Source organism: Bacillus sp. FJAT-52991, assembly GCF_037201805.1.
In the GTDB taxonomy this organism is placed as follows: Bacteria; Bacillota; Bacilli; order Bacillales; family Domibacillaceae; genus Bacillus_CE; species Bacillus_CE kandeliae.
This window is the reverse complement of record NZ_CP147406.1, coordinates 39,540-62,939: the sequence shown is the minus strand read 5'-3', so window position 1 is coordinate 62,939 and position 23,400 is coordinate 39,540. Positions and strand designations below refer to the sequence as shown.

The window sequence follows — 23,400 nt, the reverse complement described above, 5'->3', positions numbered from 1 at the left end:
TTTTCTGTGGAATCTGCCGAGTATGCAATGAATAATCTTGAATTTGACTGGAAAGAAAACGCTTTGAAAAAAGCTGAATCTTATTCAGAAACTATGTACATGTCAAAACAAGGAATCTATGAACAATTAACCTCCGAACATGGTGAAAAATTTACTGATGATGAAGCACAGTACGCAATTGACAATCTGGAAGCCGATTTTAATGAAAATGCATTAGCAAAAGCAAAAAGTTATCAGGAATCAATGAGTATGTCACCAGAAGCGATAAGAGACCAACTGACTTCTGAATACGGTGAGAAATTCACACAGGAAGAAGCCGATTACGCTATTAAGAATTTAGATAAATAAAACACAAAACACGCCCTCATCCTATTCTTTGGTTTAGGGCGTGTTATTGTCGTCGGGGGAGTTATCTTGAAAATAGGCTTAACGTTGTAAATCTACATTTTCCTGACGCTACCTCTCTTAGTCTGTTTTTTGTGTGAGTTCATTAAGAATTTAGTAAGAATAATCCTGGTTCCACACTGCTTCCTGAAAATCAGAAGACGGAAACGGCATTTGTATGTGGTTTCCTTGAATCGACCTTAGAATAACAAAAAAGAAGAAAACAACGTTTCTTTGAAGATTGTTTTCTTCTTTTTTGCAACAATAGTTAACTCAGCGAATAGACGTCATGATACGAGATCATAAAGTCGAAGTCGAGCGGTTAGGCGAGAAGAAAGAGTTTGAGAAAGAGCGGGCTTTGTTAGAGGTGGAAAAAGAGTATCAAAGCAAACTGATACAGGTTAATGAAGCACATAATGAGAAGCTTCAAGAGCTTTATGCTGAGATATCTGGTGTGAGGTAAGAATATGAAGAAAAGATTTAGAAGCTGCAGGGGCAGTTGGAAAAGGAAAAACAGAAGGATAAATAAAACGCCTGCATCCTCATGTGTTATAAATCCAACTTCATCATTACCTGATCCATCTGTTCTTGAGTAATCCCAATATATCTAAGGGTTTCGGCCTGGCTGGAGTGATTCAGAAGTTTCTGGATCATGGCCAGGTCGACTCCTTTTTTATAGGCGAAATAACCAAAAGTTTTCCGCAGAGAGTGCGTGCCGATCCGCTCCGTGATGCCGGCGTAGCGAGCGGCGCAGTTTAATACGTAATAGGCGTGCTGGCGGGTGATGGCTCCCCCTTTTTGACTCAAAAAAAGAGGCTCATCGATGCTGGCATTCGGTCTTTCCCGATGGATATAGCGCTGAATCAACCGGCATGTTTTCGCACTTAATACAATCAGCCGGACTTTTCCGGTTTTTTGTTCGCGCACCTCCAGCCGGGAAACGGTGTTCTTTTGTTTACACACATCCCCTACCTTTAGAGATAAGAGGTCGCTGATCCGTAATCCCGTATTAATTCCCATTGTAAATAGAAGCTCATCCCGAATGGACGACGCGCGCAATATCCGTTTCATCGCCTCGATCTTCTCCTTATCGCGTATCGGCTGTACGGTGTTCATCATCCGCCCTCCTTTAATAAAGCACATTTTCGTCCGAAATCAGCCTTACAGAAAACACCGCTCCATTCCTTATGTATCAATGCTTTTTCCAAATCTAAAAATCTTACATAACTTGGTTGTGTCAGATTTTTTCAGATGCAAAAAAAGCCGCCTTAAACGGCGGAGATTACCCTTCTTCCTGGACGCCGGCTGTCCACTTGAATTCAGTTCTGACCCTTTCAGCGGCATTTTCAGCTTCTTCTCTGCGGCTGAATGTTCCTGTCATCAGACGGAGCCCCTTCTTCTCTATCGCATAAACAACCCAGCCTGTCGCTTTCCGCAGTCTTTCTGCCGCTGCTTGTTGTTCCTTGGGATCTTTAAACGTCCCCGTCAGCACCCGGTACTTTTTCGAATTCTTTTTTACATGAGCGGGAGGCTTCTTGCCGCTTCGCAATTGAGCTAAACTCAGCCCGAATGTGTACTGAAAATGCGGATAATCGACAAAGTCGCGCCAGTTTCCTCCCCATTCAAGCCCGAGCTCCTGCCCTAACGCACCGACACGCTTCCATCGCTTGTCCACAGTCCAGTTTGGAATCAGCTTGCCTCCTTTGACATCGCATACGCAATAATCAAACGCCAGCCCGAAATTATGATAGCTGTGCCCGCCGCGCGCGTTCGTGACGATGTTTCCGGGTTTACTGCGGCCTTGCTCATACAGCAAATTCTGCTCGCTGATGGTCCGCAGCCCTTGAGTAATGATAATCGCGATGTTTTCTTTGCAGGTCATTTCCACGAGTTTCAAGGCTTTTTCTGCGACGTAAGGATGAACGCCAGCTAATTTCTTTTTCGCTTTTTCCAAAAGGTCCGCTTTTTTCATGGATGCTCCCTCCTTTTCTTCCAAAAAAAGAACGCCATTGAAAGCGTCCTTTTACTTCAATGACACGGCAAGGTCCTTAATGGATTGAGTAAGCTGATCAATTTTCGCTTCCATCCGATGCAACAGATACAAAGTAATCAAGATCGGAAATCCGACTTCACTGATTAAGTTGATCCAATCCATTTGTTTCACCCCTTTCGTTTAAGAAAAACGGAAGGCCTCCTCATCGCCTTCCGTCCTTTGTTTACAGCTCAATATCCGTCGTGCTTCGGTCGACATAGCGGGCGCTTTTCACGCCGGTTAATGCACCGGTTTTTGTAGCGAAGATATTCGCTGCCACAATTTGCTCCATCGCCGCTTTAATGGCTGCCGGATCAAGAGAGTCTTTCGGGTTTCGGACCGTCAGCTTCTCGGTGCTGCCCATTTCAGAAGTAAAATAAAGCTCTAGCACTTTGCTCATCTGTTTTCCCCTCCTTCATTTAGTTTTTGGTTAATTCGTTTGTATTCACAACGTTGATCGTGTTCATGGCACCCATGTATAGAGATGTTAAAGCTTCAGCGGCACTGTGCACACTGTCTGCACTGGCTCCTAATGCGACATTGCGGAATGTGTGCTTCTTGATGATCTCTTTTCCTTTGGTGTCCATTCCTTCAAAAATTTCAACAATTAACGCTTTGCTTTCCGGTGTTTCGATCACAGCCATGATGATTCCTCCCTTCTTTTTTTCCAATATAGCAAGGGCAAAGCAAGGCGATCAAAAGGGTTTACAGCGGAAAGGACAGCCAAATGGGCTGTCCTGGGTGTTTATTTTGAACATATAAGGGAAAAATCCGGATCCTTCAGGCGGAGAATGCTCAATTTTATAAAATACCGCTGACGGGCCAGTGTTTTCTGTGGGGTTCATGAATTTCGCTGTAGTAAAGGTCAATCAGTTTGGCATTTTTGATTTGATCTAAGCAGAATTTTTGGGAGTGATGAACAGAGATTTCGTGATTGGCTAATTCAATAGCTGTTTTGCAGGATGATTGTGTCTGAAGACTGGTGATCTCTTTAGCGATGACCCAGCCATACCGCGACTGACGGCCGATCGAGTCTCTCACTATGTAAGGGATCAAGGTAAAACCGTAAGATAGCGCGATCGGCACAAGCTGCTTTTTGCAAATGAGCGGGCCGTAGCGGTCGCGATTGGCGGCGACACTTGTGCCAAAAAAGATCAAGAGCTTTTTTAAGAAAGAATGGCAGCTGATATCAATGATTTCCGTTGTTCCGTCTTTAAAGAACAGCTGTACACAATCTCTGCCGCTTCCTTCCGTATTCACTGGGATAAATGCTTGTCCGGTTGCTATGAATTGCTTTACATGTTTCCATTCCATGAGTTCATCTCCTTTAAATTCATCTTTCACAGAGGGCCTTCTCAAGCTGAAAAAATGATTTTATATAGTAAGAATAGCCTTTTTATTGGAAATAATCTACTAGTCTTCTCCATTTCAAAGGGCTTAAAAAGGCATCTTTTAAGCAAAAAATGAGTACAAAGTGTCTGTTAATCTAGGATAAGAAGCTAAAAGAGCAAAAACGGTCTATCAGCAGAAGGGATTTTTATGATAAAATAGAAAACGAATAAAAGAAGAAAACAACGTTGGAAGAAAGGAAGGTGCGAAGATTGGCAATTACTATGACAATGGGCATCCAAAAAGGCGGCTGCGGTAAGTCTACGACGACCGGCATCTTGGCTTATTTGCTGAAGGAAAATGGCTACCGCGTGCTCGCCATCGATATGGACTCCCAAGGCAATCTTACGGAACTTCTCAGTGAACAGCCATCGAATGAATTCATGGGAAAATCAATTCTGGAGGCCATACAGGAAAACGATGCAAAAAAATACATCGTTCCAGTCACGGAAAACTTAGATTTGCTTCCAGCCAATAACTTTTTGGCCACGTTGCCGAGATGGATCTACACCGGAAAAACATATCAAGGTGAAGCAGTTCCGTTTAAAGGAAACCCAAGTATGATTTTAGACAAGCTGTTGGACCAAGTCCGCGAAGAATACGATTTTATCGTGCTCGATACGCCGCCAAGCTTGTCCGAACAAACGACGAATGCGTTAGTGGCCAGTGACTATGTTGTGGTTATGTATGAATGTTCCAACTGGTGCTATTCTGCGATTCCAAACTTCATGGATTCGGTGAACGGTGCCAAAGAGCTTGGAAACAGAAATACACAAGTAATCGGAATTCTTCGCACGATGAACGACGTCAGACGCAGCGATGCCAAAGCGTTTAACGAAATCATTGCAGAAGACTATCCGGATCTTGTATTTGCCACGGTGATTACGAGAAAAGCGCCTGTCGGAAGGCTCGCTCTCTACGGATTCACTGACAACGCCGAACTAAAACAAGCTTTAGATCAATACAAAAACTTTTATGAGGAGCTGATCCAGCGTGTCCAAAGTCAATGACATCAAAAATATGAAACGCCAGCAAAAAGTGATCACGCCAACGCAGGCGCTGGCCGAAACAATAGGCGAAGAAAACAACGTTGATTCGAACGAAGAAAAGAAGATAACAAGAAAGGAAGGAACTAAAGTGGAAAGAAAACGCGTATCCTTCGATTTGCGTACCGATCTGCACAAAGAACTGAAATTGCAGTCATTGATTCAGGAGAAGAACATTTATATTTTGATTGAAGAGGCGTTGGAGAAGTATTTGAAAGAGCAGTGAAGAGGAGCCTTTTCTCCAGAGCTCTTATAGCAGGGGAAAGCAACTGTTGCTCTCCCCACGAACAAGATAATGTGTTTAAAAACGTTCTGATTTAAACACTTCAAATTTGATCAATTCTAGAATGCCTTCTTTTTGGAGAACAACTCCAAAAAATAGTAATAAATCTAAAGCGGCAACTTTTGTTCTCAGCAATTAAGAATTCTGGTGAGTACCGCTTATTTATATAAAAAGGTATATACTTGTCCATAACCAGTGGCAAATACTTCTTCAGTTAGATCGATATCCTTTTCTTGTTCATACCAAATGCTTGAATTGGTTTTATTAGGTTCTTTTGAATAACTGTAGCTGTCATAGTGGATAAATTCATAGGTAAGCGAATCATCAGGAATACTGTTTCCATACAAATTTATTTTCCCTTCCTCCCAATACGGTGAAGTTTGGGAGAATATAATCTCACCATTTTCAGATATTATAAGCATTATTTCTATTTCTGTAATAGATACAATTCTTGATGCCAATACACTCATCGAAACTTCCCATTTATCGGAAAATAAAGATACCTTATCTATAAAAGGAGATTGAATTTCTTTCAATTGTTTTTCTTCACTGGAACCAGAAGGTAATAATAAGCAATGAGCGAAGTCGTTAGCTTCCTTTTCCCATTCAAGGTTAACATATTGAGTTCCTTTACTTGATTTATGAACCGACAATTCCACCTGTTCATCTACTAACACATGGGTTCCATCTGGGAAAGAATGCTTTAAGAAATGTCCAATCTCGTGCGCCAAAGTAAATTTTTGTCGGCGGATGCTTTTAGAATGCTTATTTAATACAATCATTCCTTTATCAGCTAGTTCACTTTTAATTATAAAAGCCTCAATATTGGAAGGTAACTCTGCTAGTTTCACCAATATATTTAATCGTCTACACATTTCAAATAGATCAAGAGGAGGTGTCATTTTTGTTTTATGTAATAAATCTTTAACAATCCTATCATTGGTAAAATCCCTTGAATATTGAAGATCTTTTACACTATGGGTGCTTTTAATCTCAGTATGAAAAGCATGAATAATTTCTTGCCATACTTGCGGTTTAATTTGGCTATAATCATCATTCATATAGCGGTTAGATCGTGCCACAATCTTTAAAGGCATGATCTTGTTTGATTCAGAACCATCCATCTTCCGTGCTACATTATATAACAGAGTCCCCAACGGAGACGGTGTATTTATAGAAGTCTTAAAAAAAGCTTGAGCAATACGAGAAGCACCGATCCGTTCTATCATCTTCTTCATTGTTAAAAGTTGAAAAGTCAACATTCGAGTAGATAGTTTCAAATTATGATTTGAAACTGCTATTAACAACTCATCTACAAAATGGTTGCTGATATCCTCTTTATTATTTACTAAACCAATGATCTGTTTAGTAAATAGATGCAATTTTTGATCTAACTGAGACGGCAAAAAGCGATCTATCTGCTCCATCTTACATCTACGTTCTCCTTCCATCATAACTGAACAAAGATGTAATATGGTTTCCAAAGATGAAACACCCCATTTTGACTCTATCTCTCCCTCAAACCGATTATGACGTTTTAATATGTCTATCCATTCGTTACGATTATTAGGAAAACGGTTAAAAACATATGCTAACACTTTATCATCTTCAAATTTTCTCTCAGACCAAACATTTAACGCACGTTGAGCAAATTCAATTGGTACAGATGGCTGTCCTTCTGCTTTTTCCGCCAATAATAAAAATGCACCGATGGAAATGCATTCTTTGTTTTGTGAGTCGAAAAGCTTCCACAATGCTGATTGATAAAGTTCTGAGCGTTTTTCTCTAGAAAACCAGCTAGCAAAAGGGATGATTCCATAATATGTATAAGTGTGTTCGCAAAGATTTTCTAATGTGTATTTTCCTTCAAAAAAAGAATCAATAATTTTCTTTCCTCTTGTATCCATATTCACCATCTCTTTCTTACCAACCTAAGCAAAGTGGAAATACAACGCCTTCTTCTATACTCACCATTTTTGTGTTATTAATGTCTTCGATTCGGTGTTTAGATGACCGAATCACTCCGCCAGTTTTATATATTTTTCTAAACACACTTTCATCCATGCAAGTATAAGTAGCACGGTGCGGCCTATAAGGAATCCCATGACTTTGTACAACTTCTGAGTGCGTGTTTTGATCAAACAAGCAACTATGTTGTGTAAAATAAACTCCATCTCCATAATGGGGGTCTTCCTTTTTTAAAGACTCTATTAAACAAGATTCACACAAATTTTTAAATTGTGCTTTTGGTGGAGTACCATCACTGATATATTGAAAGGTTTTTTCTTCATAATAATAATATAGTTCCATGCCAGAGTATAATTCTGTTATTTCTGCCTCATAGCTTATTGGATCAAGTTTAACTAGATCGATTACTCTGCCAATTACTTCGACTTGTTCTGGATCAAACTCCCTAGGAACATCGTGTCCACATGCTAGTTTTTTTGTTTGACTTTGCAATCACATTCTCTCCTTTTGTTTACCCTTCGTATCATGATAATATTTCCATTCTATCAAAATAAATGATATTTAAATAGACTTTTGTAAACGCTAAACTATATAAGTCCCGTTTAATTTTCTGACATGGCTAAAGAGCCAATCCGCCGGAAAACTTTCTCCGGGCAAGTGTCCAAGTGCTCCATAAATGAACGGATGGAAGCACGGGTTTCTTTTTGATTTGCATGAAATCAGCTGACGATGATACTCTCTTTATATTGCTGGGATGTATGGTGCAATACAGGTGCAAAAGCTACCATTATACTTTTGGAGAATGGATATAAAGTGAAAGAATTGTGTGGCGGTATAGCTACATGGAAGGCTATGAATTTTCCTACTACTCCTTTAACGTCTTCCAATCCACCTATTGAACAATGTGGATGTTAATTAAAAAATAGTTAAATGATATAACACCATTCCATTTTATGACGGTGTTATATGGAGCAGTATCTTCGGTAATCCTCAAGGAACAAGAGAAAAGTTTGAGCAGGAAATAGTGGATGATGAGCAGAGAAAGCTGCAAAATACAAATTAACGGCAAGCTGTTTATACCTTTTTATATAATTTTTTTAATAGTGGAATGAGATTGAAAATACAGTTTGGCACAGTTTCCATTAGTAATGAAACAGCCGATAAATTCAATTTTTATATTTCTGTCTTCATGAACGGACACGTTGGTGAGATTGAAGGAACAGCCAAAATCAAAGGCAATAAAGCCACCTATTCTGCCTATACCGATTCCTCTCTCTATGATGATCCATACTGCCGAATGACGTTTACGAACAATGGCAAGTCGATTCAAGTAAAAGAGTCATACGCTTGTTCATCTTGGCACGGAGCTGCGGCAACATTTGATGGGAAATATGCTAAGTAAAGAGAAAAACAGCGGGCTTCCCCACCAGCACACTTAACACGTCATACAGGCGTGTTTTTTCTTTACCCTTCTCCTTCTAACGCTACCCCTAGTAGAAATTTTATTTTATGATTAATACGTAATATTATACGTGTTATAATGGGTTATATAATACGTATAATAATATTGAGAAATGAATATAATAAAAGGAGGATGAAGAAAGTGGGTGCTAAACTTATGGAAAAACCTACATTTAATGCGGATCAATTAGTATCTGCCTCCACTGCAGCAAAAACATTCGGTTCAATTAGAAAAAAAGCAAAAGTGCTTCCTCAGTTCATTACCGATAATGGAGAAGTGGACACAGTGGTATTGGAATATAAATATTATGAAGAAATGTACACTCGATTAAAAGAATTAGAAGAAAAAGAGGAAGAACGAGTTCTTCAACAAAGAATTGAACGTCTGGAAGACAACCCTTCAGCAGCAGTTTCTTGGAGAGCTGTTCGTCGGTCCGAATGAGTACGCCAAGATTCGATGTTCGTCTAGATCCGGATGCTCTTAAAGAATATCAAAAACTAGACGGTTCTGTTATAGACATAGTCAATAAGGCCATTGATGAGCTTGAATATCGAGCTGATGAAGTTGGAAAAACATTAGGGAATAAAAGAGATACTAAGCTGCATGGGTGTAAGGAAATTAAATTGAGAGGGCCTGGAATTAGGATTGTATTCCGAGTAACCAATGAAATAGTGGAAGTATTGAGAGTCGTTTATATTTTAACGATTGAACGTAGGAGTAGGGACTTTGTCTTTAAGATCGCTTCCAAAAGGTTTAAAAGATTAAAAAAATCGGAACAACTTGAAAAAGTATTAACTGAATCGAAACAATGGGACGTACAAAAAGGGGATCGGGATTAGTCATTCCGGTCCCTTTATTCTGCTCCTTAACCTTGTATTGCGACCCATTCAAGTAAAAGAATCAGCCGCTTGTTCCTATTGGCACGGAGCTGCGGCCACATTTGATGGGAAATATGCTAAGTGAAGAGAAAAATAGCGGGCTTCATCCCAAAAATACTTCACACGTCATACAGTCGTGTTTTTTCTTTGTCTTTCTCCTCTCTAATACAACCATTGTTTCCTTTGATTTCATACAACATGAAGGACCAGATCCGATCCTACAGCAAGCCTCGAATCAGCTATTTGCTTGAAGTCTTCCATTTTGACGGTGAGCGTTTATTAAGGGATCCAAACTTTGAGAGTGTAGAGGAGCAGATCCTTTTTCCGGTGATTGAGTATGTAAGGGAGAAGAAGTGGAAATAAGGGGTGGGGACAGGCCTCATTCTCCTGGTAGAGCCAGCAATATAAAAAAGATGCCACTGAAGTCTTTGGCTGCAGCGGCATTCTGTAAAAAGTGACCAAGTCAACCGTTTCATTTTTTATCATCGTAATAAAAAGTGGTTTCTCCCTAATCCGAGAAGCTCGTCTTTATAACCAAGAAGAGTATTTTTCATTGTGTTGGAATATTCCATTCGTTCCCTTAAAGTTTTTGTATCCATATTCGGATATGTAGTGAGAATAGCGTTTAACCTTTTCAGCTCTTGAATATCATACTGTGTTTTAAACACTAAAAATTCGGATATGTACTTACTTATAGTTAGTTCTTTAAGGGTTTCATTACCTGTCCATTGATACAACTTAATTTGCTCTTGGAATTTGTCGATGTTCTTATCGTGAATTAAAAATCTATAGATGAGATCGCTTTTTATTTTGGTTGAATTTGTATTTTCGAGATAGGACTTTTCCATCAGGAAGACAACGATGCCAATGAAAGTGTCGATAATCTGGAGCGGGATCGATTTTTTGGAGTCCTGGGGTCTCGCTTGTTTCACTTTATACTTTTTATTTCTATAAGCTGCATGAGCATTCATTTGTTCTTGGAGCTTAGTGTAGAGGTCCAACACCAAGTATCCGTTATCGTGATCCACTTTTATTTTCACATCAATGTTTTCCTGAATGTTTCTGGTTATCCCGTAAAAGAGCCGTTCGGGTATTTTCACATAGAATAAGCTCCGCAATTCTGTAAGGCTAATATTCATCTGTGAAGCAACTTTAGCAGCGTCCTCATTATCAACAATGAGTAAATTAATAGAAATATCTTCGTTGATGACTTGGTTAAGCACTTTAAAGTACTTTTTAACATGTTTGTCGTGGGTGTATTCAGTAAAATGTAATTCACTCTTGGAATTTATCTCTTTGAATATTTTGAGGACCTCTTTTGTTGTTCTTGCCAAAGCCGATGCATGTCCACCATAAGCTCCATAATATGAAAACTTTTTGTCTGGTTGATCGATTTTATTCGATTCATCAAAAAAAAGCAGAAAACTCATTTATAATCATCCTTCATTTGAAATATTGACACTAGAAACAATAAGTATTATTCTTATGAGTAAGGAATAATAGTACGTAGAGTGTTGCTTTCCCCGCTTCCGTTTAGCAGGGCTGGCGCACTCAGCAAAGATAACTCTTCCCCGCTTCCGTTTAGCAGGGTTGAGTTATTTTTTGTTTATTTGAAATATCTTTTTGAGTACTACTGAAATCAGTATATAAGTGTTTTTAGCAAGGTACAACAACTACACTGTAAAAATACAGACTTCTATTCAAACACTTCTTTTTTCTGAGGGAATGTGCATTCTCTTGGAAGGAAAAATCATGTACTGTAGCCTTTAAAGAAGGGAAAGAGGGCAACTATTCATTGAAGTGCGGGAGAAGAGCGGAAATGAGGGTTAATCCTACAAAAGCGGTGCCGTTCATTCCAATCAAATGATAGACCGCTGCGTGAATAATCATATTTGCATCGATAAATACTTTGCCACTACGCTTCATCTTTGTTTTCCTCATAGGCAAGCAGCGTTTCTTCTTGATACTTCTTAGCTTTTTCAGGCGCAAAATGGGTGAGCTTATTGGCTGCGGCTAAGTTATCAAGTTTCGCTTGTTCCATTGCCGCGTCTACTGCTTGTTCATAAGCACTAAAACGAGTAAATGGCATCGGTTGATCCAGCACAGATTCAGGAAGGTTGTATGGAGAACGCTTGGTCATCCATTCTTCTTCTGATGATGCTAAACCAGATACATTCTCGCCCAGTTCAGCTAATCGGCGAAGAACCGCTACATATGGAACAGCCGCTAAATCCGCTATTTGCAGAATAGCTTGTTCCGCATTGTATAGCTTTTTAAACTTTCTCCATAGCTCGAGCGTTAAAGCTTTCGGCAGCATAATGGCTGCGGCAAATCGGTCTGCGGCTCTTTCATGATCAAAATTTTCATCTTGATATTGGCTTCCCTCTAATAAATGCCATAGCTCATGCGCGGCTGTAAAATAACGCAACCGTAAAGAATGGTACGTATTTAAAGCAACAAATTGTTCACCGTTCTGATGCTGTATCGCGGCGCCAAAGTATGCTTGATCTTCAACATATTGATAAATGACCGTCACCTGATCAGCAAGAATTCGTTCAATATGTGAACCAATAAAAATATCACGGCCAATGGTATCTTCTATAAAGCTTGCAGCAAAGGCTTCCGCTATCATTTCCGTCTGTTTTTGGTGATTCATTCTCTCACCTGCTCTTTGAGACCTACATAATCTTCAATCGCAAATAACAAGGTATCTAACTCCCGCTTTGAACGGCGATTCGACAATTTACCTCGCAGTTGATAAGTGAGCGGGCCCGATTGAGCCACTTCATTCTTCACTAACTCTGTGACAGATACATTCATCACTCGGGCAAATTCTTCTATTCGTTTCGGCAACAATGTTCGTTCGCCTGATAACATATGACCAACTAAGGATTTACTGACCCCAAGCTCATGCGCCAGCCATTGATAAGAATGACCTTGCTCTTTTAGCCAAGCCTTCATTTTGCGGATCACTGCTTCATTTGTTTTCATCCGTCATCACCCCTTTCGTATACATTTATTATAACAAATTTGTAGACGTCTACAAATGACTTTATCTTTATTATATGCTGTTAAGATACAGATGATACAAAATGACGAGTTTCTTCTATTAATACAACAGTTGTTGTATATTGAACTTAATCAAACAATCGTTGTATGAAAGGGGTGAAATGAACATGTATAATGTCGCTCAAGCCTTTGAACTATTAGGGTATCTTTATTCTAAGAGGCTTTAAACATTTCAAGAACAAATTTATCATGGAGGGGAACATGGAACTATATAAAATAGGGAATGTAACAATAAGAGAAAGGGAAGAGGAAAAATGTGTTTGTATTTCTCAAAAGCATTTAGCTGAATGTATTAAATATATTAATGAAAACGATATAAAAAAAATCGAGATTAATGAGTTGTATTATCGAGAGAAAAGTATAAGTTTTTTGAGTGAATGTCCAAATGTACAGTATTTAGATGTCATGAATTCCTTCTTAACAGATATCTCTGGTGTGTATCATATTAAAAATTTATTAGGTTTATCTTTTAGCGAAGTAGACGACAATCGAAATATCGAATTAGACTTAAGTAAACTAGTCACATTAAAGTCCCTTTATATTGATTGGAATAAACGAATAAAGGGTCTTGAACAGTTAACCAATTTAAAAGAATTAGGTTTATGGAAATATAGGCCGACAGAAAGGGATTTATCAAATTTAAAGTCTCTGATGAATCTTGAAAAATTGGTCATTTCTGATTCTCGGATCGATTCTCTTTTGGGAATTGAAAATATGAATAAATTAAAAGAAATAAACTTAGACAACTTGAAGAGTTTGGTTCATATAGGTGATTTGAAAGTGTTAAATCATTCATTGGAAAAACTAGTAATAGAATCGTGCAAAAAAATTGCTGATTTTCATGAGTTGCATCATTTGTATCATTTAAAAGAACTTACATTATTAGGCTGTGGTGAAATCCCTTCTTTGAAGTTTGCGAAAAATTTAAAGAATATAATTTTTCTAAATTTTTATTCAACTTTTATTCGAGATGGTGATCTAAATCCATGTTTGCATGTGGACATAGTTAATTTTCAAGATAAAAAGCATTACACACATTCGTTAAAAGATTTTAAAGGAAAAGAAAGAATCATTAAAATGCCGACAGATTATGCTGAACAAGCAATAATTGAACTGCCGACAGAAAAGTGGCGCGATGAAATGGAGGTAGATTTCCAATTCACAGAAGAAAATATTGGTGCCACAGAAAGTGTATTAAAAGTTTTTTACCAAAAAGTCATTCAAGAGGAGAAACTAACTAATGAGAAGGCATTGGTTTATGTGAAGGAATTGGTACTTCAATTAAATGAGTTAAATCAAAAGTATAATTACTTTATTGAAACAACGGAAAGGGAAGAATTGTGTGATTTCATCGAGGAAATTTTAGCAAAAAAAGAAGTTGAATTGTTTGGAGATACATCTCTAGAATGGAGAGAATGGTGAAGAATCTAAAAATTTAAACACCAAAGGGACTTATTTCTTTTAACTATATATAACAATAAAATTAGGAAGAAGCATCGAAAATGAGAATTGATGATACAAACAAGCAAAAAGCGGCATCATTCATCAACGAATGACACCGCTTTTCTTCTATTATATATGCCCTTGTATGCCGTTCCTTCCAAACGCCCCCTACAACATAAACTGATTCAAATTATTCTCAATCTGCTCATCTGTAATCCCAATGTATCTTAGCGTCACTTCCGGATGTGAATGATTCAGGATCTTTTGCAACTCGGCCACGTCTTTAAACTGTTTGTAATGCCAATAGCCAAAGGTTTTTCTCATCGTGTGCGTACCAATTCCTTCATTAATATCTACCATTTCTGCCGCCTTGTTTAATTGGCGGTAGGCTTGCACCCGGCTGATCGGCTGATTGCCTTTTCGGCTCGGAAACAGCCATTCTGATTTTTTCATGTTGTCGATGTATGCGTCAATTTCATCATAAATATTGTTTAAATGGATCACACGGGGTTTTTTCGTTTTTCCTTCCCTGACAGTGATCCGTTTTTTTCCTTTTACGTCACTCACCTTCAACTTTAGCAAGTCTCCAACGCGAAGACCGACGTTGATCCCGATCAGGAATAAAATGTAATCTCTTTCGCCACACCATTTTTTTAACGACCATTTCATGTCACTGATTTTTTCCAAAGACCGAATCGGCTGTACATCTTTTATTTCCTCTTTTTTACTTTTAGTAGCTGTCGTCGCCAATTTCATCGTCACCTCCAACAATACAGTAAAATCAATGATTTGAATGTAACTTATTTTTCGATATCTTGATCTTATCACAAAACTGGAGAAAATGCAGTTTTGTTGGGGGATTCAATGTAACTTTTGATATATTAAGTTACTTTGGATAAAATAGTTATAAAACACCGTTAAAGTAAAACAAAGGATTACACAAACCCCTCGTGCTTGTTCACCAAAATTGCGTATGAACCAATTCGACTTAACGTCTACATTTGGTTGACCATTACGTGTGTTAACTCAATTCTACCCAAAAAAAGGTCTTTCTTTTTTGGCGTTCTATTCATTTACACAAAATATTTTATACTCTCGTACAAAAACCTCATAGTTATTAAAAAGAAAGTGTCAGATACCAAACTAAATATAAATAGTACATGACACTCTTTATCAGCAAATGCTTCTATTTATTTAGTAACTTTTTTGCTTCTTGCTCTTATTATAAGAAAAACATCCGTTAAAATAGCCACAAACTTTGTCCATTTTTACTGTTGTTTTTTTCGTCCGGTCCCCCCCCCTGCATCATATTCATAAGATGCCATCCGGTAGCATCTAGCTTTTCAGCTGATTCAGCTTATCATAGGTGTAAGAACGGTTTCCTTGGGAAGAAGTGACCTCTGTTATGTTTCCATTGTCATCGTAAAAAGACAAGGTACCTGTCCCTTATCCATCTAATTAATCAATCTTACATAGGTTTTCATTTTTTTCTAATAATCATAAAAAAGCCGATTAACAACACAATTATTATGAAAAGAAGATCTAAATAATCACCTATAATTTTTCCTTTTACAATTACTACGTTACACATAACTATTATTAAAAGAAGACATAAGAGGAAAATATAGAATTTTTCTAACTTTTTCATTTAATTAACTCCTAATTGAGTTTATCATTAAGGTAAAAAATATATCGGGCGCGTATAGTAAACATATAATGTAATTCCCGGCTTACCAACTCTATCAGCTATTTTTAGAGCACTAATCGATACAGCAGTAAATAAAGAATACCAAGCTTTCGGGACCATTCTATAAACCACATACGCCACTGCTGAAGACCCAGCATATCCTGCTTCTATTGAACCAACTAGTTTTCCTACCTCTTTAGACGACAATCTCAATTTGATTCCCCATGAGTACTTTTTAACAGAGTAATGTCCGTTTGGATCCATATTCATAATTGGGTTGTTACTTGAATAATGGATCATATGGATACTGTCTATCCTATCTTGTACCCATATACTGATAAAACTATCCTTCAGATCATATTTGTTCCATTAGATGAAATCCTGCTAAGGAAAAATCAGCTAACTTCTTTTGATCAAGTTGATTATCACGGGTACAGTATTGGATACCAAATTCCATTATATAAACAAACGTATGCAAACGTTCTATGTCTATTAGGTCATACTGTATAGCACCTTCATGACTCACTACAGGAATGACATCTTCTAATTGTAATTCATTACCTGCGAGTATATGAATCTCTAAAGTATAATCTAACAAAGACAACACCAAAGAATATTGCTCTTTCCTGCCTATTTTTATACAGACAATATCGAATGCCACTTCCATTATATGGTATTCAATTTCATTCTCTTGCAATTGGGATTCAATTTTACTCTTCAATTCAGGGTATTCTTCAAATACGATAAAGAAAGGAGGTGTTAACATAGAATCTAAGAAAGCTCTTGTTAATTCTTCTATATCGCTCGTTCCATCGGGATACGTTCCGTCTGTAAGAAAGTCCCATGATGAGAAATCTTTAAAATTTAAATGTATATGCTCCAATATACATAAATCTCCATCAGTGATAGTTATATTCTTTTTCATTTTACACCTGCTCATTTAATAATTGTATAACCTCTCGGAGCAGCCCAGCTAGGTTGATAGTGTCCGGTTGGACCAATGTGATAATGCCAATAACCAGACATCTTTTTCTTCTTTCCGGTTTTATTATTCTTATACATTGCTGGCCCCTTCTCTATTGCAAATAGTCTTCCACTGCTTCCTTTTATTGTGGGATCATACACATATATCAAATGATCCTTTTTGTTCCATATAACCTTGAAGTGTTTTGTTATTTTTTTAATCTGAGGAATCAAGTGTTTTTTAAGATATTTTTTTGCTTTCTCTTCTCCATAATCAAATAACTTTTTCATTGCTACAGATGCTATTGACGCTAAAATTTGTGCTACGGCTCTAGCGAGATGTCCATCAGGATCATAATTCATTATCGGATTATTATTAGCGTAGTTATAACCATTTAGAGTTTTGGAATCGTTAATATCGCCAGCATCTGGATCTCTAGATAAGAAAACACCTTCAGAAGCTTGATAGTATCTAGCTATTAAGTAATACAGATTGCTCTCCTCATCATATCGATAACCTGCATAACGATAAGGATTGCTTTCTGCTATTTCACCGCTTTGCGATAGGACATTTCCCCATGCATCGTACTTATAAGAAGCTACGACATTTCCAGACGCATCAGTTAATGCCACAACGTCTTTATGGCCGTTTAATACATAATAGTATGTCTGACCATTTTTTGTCATTGTCAAGGGGAATCCACTTTGATCGTAACTGTATTCTGCTGTAATTGTACCGTTGTCGTCTGTTTCAAATAGAACTTGAATCCCTTGGTCATAATGATAATTGGTTGTCTTTCCATTCACCGTTTTGCTAACCCGGCGACCTTGTTCATCATATTTATAGGTTGCGATTACCTGTCCAGAAAGATTTTTAATCATTGTTAACTCATTAAATGCATCATACTCATAAATAAAGCGATTGTCCCGCTTACGGTTGCCGCTTTTGTCATACGTATACGATTGTCCGTTCACCGCTGTCAATTGGTTATTATCGTTATAGGTATACGTTGTTGTTTCACTCTGTCCATTTTTATCTGCTGTTTTTTTCAACCGATTACCAACAGCATCATATTCATAGGATTCTATTGTACCATCAGGAAGAGTCTCACTTCGCAATTGATTTAGCTCATCATATGTGTAAGAGCGATTTCCTTGAGAAGAGGTGGTCTCTTTGATATTTCCATTTTCATCGTAATCAAATGACTCAGATAATAGGTTAGATGTTCCTCGCTTTATGGATAGCGTCTTCAGTTGCTGAGCTGCGTCATATTCTGGATCAGCCACAACGCCGTTCGCATAAGTCAAAATATCCAATAGGCCATTTTTTGTATATTTCTGATCTACTTGTTCGCTACCATTACGAGATACTTTTTCTAGTTGTCCATTTGTATTTATTCCATATGACTGCTCTACAATTGTTTGGCAGAAGTAAGCTCGTTCACTCCATTGTAGCCATAAGTGATCGATTGGCTTCCCTTTGTCTCTTTTTCCAAATTGCCATTTTCATCATATTCCATCACTTTTGTCTGCTGAGTTGTTTCATCTGTCACTTGCTTTACATTGCCATTGCCATCATAATCATAGGACCATTTTTTCATTCCGTCAGTCAAGACAGCTTTTAGCTGGTTAACCGCATCATATTCATTTTGAATAGTTACTATTTTCCCTTCATCCACTGGCTTTCTAATAGATACTACATTCCCATTTTCATCATATGACATGAATGTAGTTTCCCCCATAGGCTCTTTTCGGGATGTAACCTGATTCTGATCATTATATGTCAGATTAACGATTTTACCAGCCGCATTAGTTATTGTCGTCATGTTTCCATTTTCATCATATCCATAAGACGTTACATCGTTTTTGGCATCTTTTACAGATGTCAATAGCTGGCGCTGATCATAGGTGAAAGAGGTAGTATTTCCTTTCGGCTCTTTTATACTTGTTACATTTCCAAAAGCATCAGTCAGTGTTACAGTTGTCCGTCCTAAAGGATCGACAGCCGTTTTCTGATAGTTATTTAACTGATCATACGTATAAAATTCTTTCGATCCGTCAGGGAAGATGGTCGATGTTTTGTTTCCATACTCATCGTATTCATACTGCGTTAAATGACCAGCTGGATCTTTAATGCTAATAAGATCCCCTTTTGTATTATATATATACGTCGTTGTACCCTTAGCATCGGTCATCGTTTTCATGTTGCTATACTCGTCATACGTATACGTCGTTGTGTTACCTTTTGGATCTTTTTCTTCTAACACATTACCTTTTGAATCATACAGATTGTTAGTAGTGTTTCCTTCCGCATCCTTTATTTTTTTCGGATTAAAGTTCGCATCCATTTCCATGTATTCAACGGTATCACCTAATGGGTCTGTAATGGACTGTATTACATAGTTGTCATTCATTTTATATTTAGTGACACCACCCTCTGGATCAGTCACTTCTGATGTATAGGTTGCAATATTATAAGCATATTCTGTGACAGGGATGGTTTCTCCTGTTGTGGACGGTTGTTCAATGGAGTGGATAAACCCGTTTTCATAATTAAGCTTGGTGACTTTTTCGTTTGCATCCACAATTTTTTCCATTTTTCCATCAGGATAATAAGCAAAGAATGTGGATACGTAATTGGTTGAATCCTTATACTTTCGTACTTCTTTTAATTGTCCTTCATACGTATAATGATAGGTTACTTTTTTGCCTTCAAATGTAACACTAGAAATGCCCCAAGGGTCATAACTAATGGTCATAACACGACCAGAAGCATCTGTAATACTCCTTACATTTCCTTTCGTATCATAGGTGTAGGCAGTTGTATTGCCATTACGGTCTTGTTCATATTCTAATTTGGCTACCGTATAGCCAGATGTTTCGGGATCTTGAGCAATCTTTTTAAAACGGGACACATTTCCGTATTTGTCAGTCAGTTTATAACCATCTGTTCCATCCTTTATAAGGGTTAAGTACGTTCCAGCTGGCGACTGATATGTTCCTGTAGTTGCATTGTAAGGAAAAACATGAACGGTGCCGTCTCGGTCGGTATAAGTGATCGTTTTATCGGCTGTCATTTCCGTTATGCTTTCCGAACCGGTAAACGACCAGCCTCGTCCAAAGGCATCTACTTCGGAAGCTTTTGTATTATACGTTCGTTCAAATGAAATACCAGAGCTACCGCGGCCGCTAATATCAAAATCAGTAAACTGAACAACTCCATTTCCCGTTCCCAAATTGACATAAGCTTGTCCATCTGCTAATTCCTGCTCATTATATGTCCAGTAATCTTCTAGGCCAAGACGACTGTTGGATACGTAAGTAATCGTAAGTAAAGGTGAATAGCCTGCATAATTTAGGTTATCTCCGGAATAAAACTTTTTATAAGAAGCTGTTCCTTCTGAAGCAGACTTTAGTAAGAATCCAAGACTTTGATTGGGTGATGCTAAGATTTGTTCCATATAAGATGGTGTAATAGACCATTTATAATGATTGTCCTCCAAAGTACTGCCTAATGCTCCAACATTTTGAGAAGAAAACTTAGTTGGATGATAATCCCCTCCGTTAGTAGTCCACAGAGCGGAAGAAGTCCGGCGATTCCATGTCGCATAGTTTTCCTGCCAGTCGCTGGCCATCGGATAAAGATCTAGCTGGACAGGTGTATCATTCCATACGGAAGAAGCCCATAAATTTAACTCTGCATCAAGAACTCGGACTCCCGCTGGAAAATCAGGTATATCAAATTTTAATAAAGAGCGGATCACATTAGTTGTGGTTGAATTCTTATGAAGTCCAGCTCCAAGTTCCAAATCGGCGCCACCCGTTTGAGTAGGGCTCGCACTGCGAATATTTGTATCGATCAATTCCGTAACCGGCTGATACTTCGCAATGGTTGGGTCAATGGTGACAGGATAGACACGACTGTCATCTAGTATCCACTTCTGATCCGGGATAATATCAACAAGAAGTTGATGTCCTTTCTTCCGGATATTCATGTCTACATCATAGGACGTAGCTCCTTCTGGAATAGAAGTATCTGAAAAACTGACAAACCCTTCAGGTGTAAATGAATCATACATATACGGCTTCTCTAAGTAGTAAAGAGGTTTTTTCGTTTTTTTATCTTTAAATAACACTCGACCATCTTCTTCAACCTGATACGTCAATCCTTTTAAATCAATAGCAAAAGAGTAGGAAATGACTTCATCTGGCTGTGGCTTTTCCTTTAAAAGGATATCTTCTTTCACCTTTTGGTTCCCTACAGTATACGTTAAGTCAGTATCATCGAATGCTTCCTGATAGGTAACACTGTTTTTATTGACTTTGGCAGAAGCATGATTGGGCGCTTTTCCTTTTTTATCCGTTGGCACTGGAGTCAAAGAAATTGATGTATCCCCTTCTTCTACTTCAACCGCTGTCTTATTTTGTGACCATTCTTTCGAGAAATCAACATCAAATGTATTTGCCGCATTTGAGATCGTATCCGATGTGGAATCTACTTCAAGCGTGTTATCAATCTCTTTTCATTGTTTTGAAGAAGGATCTTTATAATGGAGCGGTGATGGAGAAATCTCCGTTGTCAGCGTTCCATCTGGATTTTGATACGTTTTCGAGATTTCCGTTCGTTTTTCGATCAATTCTTTCTTTTTTTTCTGTACAACAGGTGTTGGCTTTTTGGTTTCTTTTGGATGTTCAGCTGCCACTGGATTCATAGGCAAAATACTGCAAAACATAGAAAAAACCAAAAGTTTCGCTATCATTTTCTTCAAACGTTCTCCTCCATTTCTATTTATCAAAAAAATTGCATTTATTCACACCCACTTGAGCAGCGATGTATACAAGCTAACTACTTAGACCATACTTTTGACAGGACGTAAAGCAGTGATCAACCTCTAACCGAGTATTGAGTAATATGTATTTCACACGTTAAAGAGCTCATTAGTTGCATGAATAAATATAAAAATAGTATAATGTTAAGTTATTATATAAAAATGGGGCTATTTTATTATTTTAAACGCGGTTCACCATGTAATTAATGGATAACCATCCATTAATATAAATTGAATTTAAAATATGGATTTTATTAATCAAGATTCGATGGAATCAAGCGAAAGTTAAGGTGCTTATTGATCAAATGAGAGAAAAATATGAGCAAACTGGATTTCTAGGAATTGCTTTGTATTGACTACCTTTGGTTAGGGGACATCCAGGTTAAATAAAGAGGAATAAAAGCCCTTTGAATGTAGCTTAGATACCATTTAGCGGTTCTTGAGTTACATCAAAAGGGCTTTTTCTATGAGTTTAGTAATTAGAAGTATAGACTCCTTCTTCATCGGAAATGATGATACTACTATCAAAAACAGAAGAGAGGGATGAAAGTGACAAAATGCCAAGACTGCAAGAAAGAGATCAAAAAACAGACCATCCATGGGCGCTGCCCTAAATGTCATAAAAACTGGATGAGCATCTCAAAGAATATGAAACGATATGAAAAGTTTTGGAAGGCAAAATAAAGAAGACTAATAAGTGATGTGATTTCCTTTTTTCACAGGGATTACTCGATACTGTGGGTCTTTATTGTATTGCTCCTGAAAATATTGAATAATACTCGGATGATTTAAAGCCATTTTTAATATCATTTCTGCCATTTTTGTTTTCGATACATCGCAGCTGACAGATAACTTTTTTAGCTTACAGTGAGTATCTTGATCTAAAGCTGGATTGACATTAATTTTTTTATCTGATCGTTCTTTTTTGTTTCTCAAATCTATTTTGACCATCTTTTGCTTCTCCCCTTCACTTTAAATGTTGATGAAATGCACCCTGATCTCACTAAATGTATTAATGTTTTAATCTTTTACAGATTTAACTTTTTAAGAATTAAAACTTTAAAAGTTTTCATATTTCTATTTAATGCAAAAACACTAATTTTATACCATGTAAATACCTTAGTAAGCACTATAAAAGCAGTAGCGTGTCAATACCGGCGTAAAATTCCCCAAAAATGCCGGAATAAAAATCCTCACTTTTCCGATTCTATCGCTGGAGGAGTTGGGAAGATCCCAGCTTTTTTCTTTTCCTCCATGCGATATGAATCACCTTTAATATTAAACGTAACGGAGTGATGGAGGAGACGGTCCAGAATCGCCGTCGCCAGTACATCATCACCGAAAGTTTTTCCCCATTCTACATAGGATTTATTCGATGTAATGATCATCGCACCTTTTTCATAACGCTTTGAAACCACTTGAAAAAATAGATTAGCTGTTAAAGTATCAAACGAAAAATAGCCGACCTCATCCAGAATAATTAAGTCCGGTTTACAGAGACGATTGATTAAGTAATTCATCGTTCCTTTTTTAGCTGCTTTTTGGCATTGTTCACCTAAGTCATCCGCTGTCATAAATAACACATGATAGCCTTTTGCGAGTGCTTCTAAGCCAAAACCAATGGCTAAATGGGTTTTCCCGACACCTGGCGGTCCTAAGATCAAGCGATTTTCCCCATTCGCAATAAAGCGACATGTGAGCGTTTCTTTTACGCGTTGCTCGCTAATACTTGGTTGAAAGCTAAAATCAAAATCATGAATCGTTTTGCTATAGGGAAATCTTGCTTTTTGTATGCGCTTTGTGAGTGCTTGAGCTTCTCGCTGCTCCCATTCTTGCTTCACAAGCGTGTCAAGAAAGTCAAAATATGATACATTATTGGCAGAAGCACTTTCAACTAATGAATCTAGTTGATGTGCCGTTTGCTGCCAACCTAACACTTTTAAGCGTTCTTCGAGTAATGAGTACAC

28 protein-coding genes are annotated in these 23,400 nt (G+C 37.7%); 8 read left to right on the top strand and 20 right to left on the bottom strand.

Annotated features, from left to right (window positions below):
* Both WDJ61_RS18990 and WDJ61_RS18985 read left to right on the top strand, forming a co-directional pair.
* Positions 1–348 (top strand): Ltp family lipoprotein (locus WDJ61_RS18990; protein ID WP_338754955.1); only part of this gene is annotated, 348 nt, incomplete at its 5' end.
* A 325-nt stretch (positions 349–673) separates the two neighbouring features.
* A complete protein-coding gene (locus tag WDJ61_RS18985) occupies positions 674–847 on the top strand; it encodes a hypothetical protein (protein ID WP_338754954.1) in 174 nt (57 codons plus the stop codon).
* 86 nt (positions 848–933) lie between these two features.
* Here WDJ61_RS18985 and WDJ61_RS18980 read toward each other — a convergent pair whose 3' ends face one another.
* The 6 genes from WDJ61_RS18980 to WDJ61_RS18955 form a co-directional block, all read right to left on the bottom strand.
* Complete coding sequence (locus WDJ61_RS18980) at positions 934–1,500, bottom strand: site-specific integrase (RefSeq protein ID WP_338754952.1); 567 nt, start codon at positions 1,498–1,500, stop codon at positions 934–936.
* 166 nt (positions 1,501–1,666) lie between these two features.
* Positions 1,667–2,356, bottom strand: coding sequence for a M15 family metallopeptidase (locus tag WDJ61_RS18975; protein ID WP_338754951.1), 690 nt, complete (start codon positions 2,354–2,356; stop codon positions 1,667–1,669).
* Positions 2,357–2,407: 51 nt separating this feature from the next.
* Positions 2,408–2,539: a YvrJ family protein gene (locus tag WDJ61_RS18970; protein ID WP_338754950.1), complete on the bottom strand. Its 132-nt coding sequence runs from the start codon at positions 2,537–2,539 to the stop codon at positions 2,408–2,410.
* Between the two features lie 61 nt (positions 2,540–2,600).
* Complete coding sequence (locus tag WDJ61_RS18965) at positions 2,601–2,816, bottom strand: DUF2922 domain-containing protein (protein WP_338754949.1); 216 nt, start codon at positions 2,814–2,816, stop codon at positions 2,601–2,603.
* Positions 2,817–2,835: 19 nt separating this feature from the next.
* Positions 2,836–3,060 (bottom strand): DUF1659 domain-containing protein, encoded by a 225-nt coding sequence (locus WDJ61_RS18960; protein ID WP_338754948.1) that lies wholly within the window; start codon positions 3,058–3,060, stop codon positions 2,836–2,838.
* Positions 3,061–3,217: 157 nt separating this feature from the next.
* Positions 3,218–3,760: a hypothetical protein gene (locus WDJ61_RS18955; RefSeq protein ID WP_338754946.1), complete on the bottom strand. Its 543-nt coding sequence runs from the start codon at positions 3,758–3,760 to the stop codon at positions 3,218–3,220.
* 257 nt (positions 3,761–4,017) lie between these two features.
* Between WDJ61_RS18955 and WDJ61_RS18950 the strand changes: the two genes are divergently transcribed.
* Positions 4,018–4,815: a ParA family protein gene (locus WDJ61_RS18950; RefSeq protein ID WP_338754945.1), complete on the top strand. Its 798-nt coding sequence runs from the start codon at positions 4,018–4,020 to the stop codon at positions 4,813–4,815.
* Positions 4,799–5,077 carry a hypothetical protein gene (locus WDJ61_RS18945; protein WP_338754944.1) on the top strand — a complete coding sequence of 93 codons (279 nt, stop codon included), beginning with the start codon at positions 4,799–4,801 and terminating at the stop codon, positions 5,075–5,077. The genes WDJ61_RS18950 and WDJ61_RS18945 overlap by 17 nt, the downstream gene beginning before the upstream one ends.
* 215 nt (positions 5,078–5,292) lie before the next feature.
* Here WDJ61_RS18945 and WDJ61_RS18940 read toward each other — a convergent pair whose 3' ends face one another.
* Both WDJ61_RS18940 and WDJ61_RS18935 read right to left on the bottom strand, forming a co-directional pair.
* The gene (locus WDJ61_RS18940; protein ID WP_338754943.1) at positions 5,293–7,041 is read right to left on the bottom strand and encodes an ImmA/IrrE family metallo-endopeptidase; all 1,749 of its coding nucleotides are present in this window, start codon (positions 7,039–7,041) and stop codon (positions 5,293–5,295) included.
* Between the two features lie 16 nt (positions 7,042–7,057).
* Positions 7,058–7,594 (bottom strand): hypothetical protein, encoded by a 537-nt coding sequence (locus WDJ61_RS18935; RefSeq protein WP_338754942.1) that lies wholly within the window; start codon positions 7,592–7,594, stop codon positions 7,058–7,060.
* Positions 7,595–8,216: 622 nt separating this feature from the next.
* On the opposite strand from WDJ61_RS18935, the gene WDJ61_RS18930 reads away from it, so the two are divergent.
* The 3 genes from WDJ61_RS18930 (at position 8,217) to WDJ61_RS18920 (ending at position 9,403) form a co-directional block, all read left to right on the top strand.
* Positions 8,217–8,504 carry a hypothetical protein gene (locus tag WDJ61_RS18930; protein ID WP_338754941.1) on the top strand — a complete coding sequence of 96 codons (288 nt, stop codon included), beginning with the start codon at positions 8,217–8,219 and terminating at the stop codon, positions 8,502–8,504.
* Between the two features lie 201 nt (positions 8,505–8,705).
* Positions 8,706–9,005: a hypothetical protein gene (locus tag WDJ61_RS18925; RefSeq protein WP_338754940.1), complete on the top strand. Its 300-nt coding sequence runs from the start codon at positions 8,706–8,708 to the stop codon at positions 9,003–9,005.
* On the top strand, positions 9,002–9,403 hold the full coding sequence (locus WDJ61_RS18920) for a hypothetical protein (protein WP_338754939.1): 402 nt from the start codon (positions 9,002–9,004) through the stop codon (positions 9,401–9,403). The genes WDJ61_RS18925 and WDJ61_RS18920 overlap by 4 nt, the downstream gene beginning before the upstream one ends.
* A 521-nt stretch (positions 9,404–9,924) precedes the next feature.
* Here the strand turns inward: WDJ61_RS18920 and WDJ61_RS18915 are convergent.
* The 4 genes from WDJ61_RS18915 to WDJ61_RS18900 form a co-directional block, all read right to left on the bottom strand.
* Positions 9,925–10,872 carry a DUF3800 domain-containing protein gene (locus tag WDJ61_RS18915; protein ID WP_338754938.1) on the bottom strand — a complete coding sequence of 316 codons (948 nt, stop codon included), beginning with the start codon at positions 10,870–10,872 and terminating at the stop codon, positions 9,925–9,927.
* A gap of 358 nt (positions 10,873–11,230) precedes the next feature.
* Positions 11,231–11,368 carry a hypothetical protein gene (locus WDJ61_RS18910; RefSeq protein ID WP_338754937.1) on the bottom strand — a complete coding sequence of 46 codons (138 nt, stop codon included), beginning with the start codon at positions 11,366–11,368 and terminating at the stop codon, positions 11,231–11,233.
* Positions 11,358–12,098, bottom strand: coding sequence for an ImmA/IrrE family metallo-endopeptidase (locus WDJ61_RS18905; protein WP_338754936.1), 741 nt, complete (start codon positions 12,096–12,098; stop codon positions 11,358–11,360). Before WDJ61_RS18905 ends, WDJ61_RS18910 begins: the two co-directional genes overlap by 11 nt.
* A complete protein-coding gene (locus WDJ61_RS18900) occupies positions 12,095–12,433 on the bottom strand; it encodes a helix-turn-helix transcriptional regulator (RefSeq protein WP_338754935.1) in 339 nt (112 codons plus the stop codon). The genes WDJ61_RS18905 and WDJ61_RS18900 overlap by 4 nt, the downstream gene beginning before the upstream one ends.
* A gap of 279 nt (positions 12,434–12,712) precedes the next feature.
* On the opposite strand from WDJ61_RS18900, the gene WDJ61_RS18895 reads away from it, so the two are divergent.
* Positions 12,713–13,933, top strand: coding sequence for a hypothetical protein (locus WDJ61_RS18895; protein ID WP_338754934.1), 1,221 nt, complete (start codon positions 12,713–12,715; stop codon positions 13,931–13,933).
* A 189-nt stretch (positions 13,934–14,122) separates the two neighbouring features.
* Here WDJ61_RS18895 and WDJ61_RS18890 read toward each other — a convergent pair whose 3' ends face one another.
* The 8 genes from WDJ61_RS18890 to istB form a co-directional block, all read right to left on the bottom strand.
* Entirely contained in the window at positions 14,123–14,710 is a 588-nt protein-coding gene (locus WDJ61_RS18890; RefSeq protein ID WP_338754933.1) for a site-specific integrase, read from the bottom strand.
* A gap of 919 nt (positions 14,711–15,629) precedes the next feature.
* Entirely contained in the window at positions 15,630–15,854 is a 225-nt protein-coding gene (locus WDJ61_RS18885) for a hypothetical protein (RefSeq protein WP_338754932.1), read from the bottom strand.
* Between the two features lie 142 nt (positions 15,855–15,996).
* Positions 15,997–16,566 carry a hypothetical protein gene (locus WDJ61_RS18880; RefSeq protein ID WP_338754931.1) on the bottom strand — a complete coding sequence of 190 codons (570 nt, stop codon included), beginning with the start codon at positions 16,564–16,566 and terminating at the stop codon, positions 15,997–15,999.
* A gap of 11 nt (positions 16,567–16,577) precedes the next feature.
* Positions 16,578–17,891: an RHS repeat-associated core domain-containing protein gene (locus WDJ61_RS18875; protein WP_338754930.1), complete on the bottom strand. Its 1,314-nt coding sequence runs from the start codon at positions 17,889–17,891 to the stop codon at positions 16,578–16,580.
* A gap of 125 nt (positions 17,892–18,016) precedes the next feature.
* Entirely contained in the window at positions 18,017–20,974 is a 2,958-nt protein-coding gene (locus WDJ61_RS18870) for a DNRLRE domain-containing protein (RefSeq protein WP_338754957.1), read from the bottom strand.
* A 153-nt stretch (positions 20,975–21,127) separates the two neighbouring features.
* On the bottom strand, positions 21,128–21,373 hold the full coding sequence (locus WDJ61_RS18865) for a hypothetical protein (protein WP_338754929.1): 246 nt from the start codon (positions 21,371–21,373) through the stop codon (positions 21,128–21,130).
* Between the two features lie 750 nt (positions 21,374–22,123).
* The gene (locus WDJ61_RS18860) at positions 22,124–22,384 is read right to left on the bottom strand and encodes a hypothetical protein (RefSeq protein WP_338754928.1); all 261 of its coding nucleotides are present in this window, start codon (positions 22,382–22,384) and stop codon (positions 22,124–22,126) included.
* Between the two features lie 242 nt (positions 22,385–22,626).
* Positions 22,627–23,400 carry an IS21-like element helper ATPase IstB gene (gene istB, locus WDJ61_RS18855; protein ID WP_338752684.1) on the bottom strand — a complete coding sequence of 258 codons (774 nt, stop codon included), beginning with the start codon at positions 23,398–23,400 and terminating at the stop codon, positions 22,627–22,629.